Source organism: Streptomyces mutabilis (assembly GCF_014649815.1).
Taxonomy (GTDB): domain Bacteria; phylum Actinomycetota; class Actinomycetes; order Streptomycetales; family Streptomycetaceae; genus Streptomyces; species Streptomyces mutabilis.
Genome location: NZ_BMTT01000140.1, coordinates 1 through 730, shown reverse-complemented (window position 1 = coordinate 730; position 730 = coordinate 1). Strand labels below are relative to the sequence as shown.

Genomic DNA, 730 nt, shown 5'->3' with positions numbered 1-730 from the left:
AGTAGAAAATTTAGTATAATTATACTCATTAAAATATTTAACTTTGAATATAAAAAGGGAACAAGATAAGACTTTTGATTTCCTTATCTTGCCCCCTCAAATACTGATTAGAAATTGAAGTATTTAAAAACAAATTACAACAATTCTAACGATAATAGGAACGAACTTTGTATCAAGTTGTATTATAAAAGACAAATAATTTTTAATACGTACTTAATTTTAAATTTTAAGATTCATAGTTTTTCAATGCATCTTTAACACCATGATTGCCACTTAAAATTTGGAATTCTTGATTATTAAAACCATCAGAAGTTACTACTTCTTTTAAAACTGTAGCAACATCTTCACGTGGAATTGATCCTGCTTTGTCGAAATATAAATCAGCTTCTATTTTTCCAGTTCCAGCATCATCTGTAAGTGAACCTGGATGTACAATTGTATAATTAAGATCTGATGTTCTTAAGTAATCATCAGCATAATGCTTTGCAATTGTATACGGTTTTAAATCTCCACTCGCATCGAATGCTTCACGTCTAGAATCGTATGTTGATACCATAACATAATGTTTGATACCCGCTTCTTTACTAGCTTTAATTGTTTTTACAGCACCATCTAAATCAACAATGATTGTTTTATCCGCTCCAGTGCTTCCACCAGATCCAACTGAAAAGATAACTTTATCATAATCTGTAAAGATATTTTTTAAATCATTAATACTATTTTTTTCTAC

1 protein-coding gene is annotated in these 730 nt (G+C 28.8%); it reads right to left on the bottom strand.

Annotated features, from left to right (window positions below):
- Positions 1-226: 226 nt before the first annotated feature.
- Positions 227-730: SDR family oxidoreductase (locus IE142_RS39770; RefSeq protein ID WP_191889434.1), on the bottom strand; the 504-nt coding region annotated here is incomplete at its 5' end.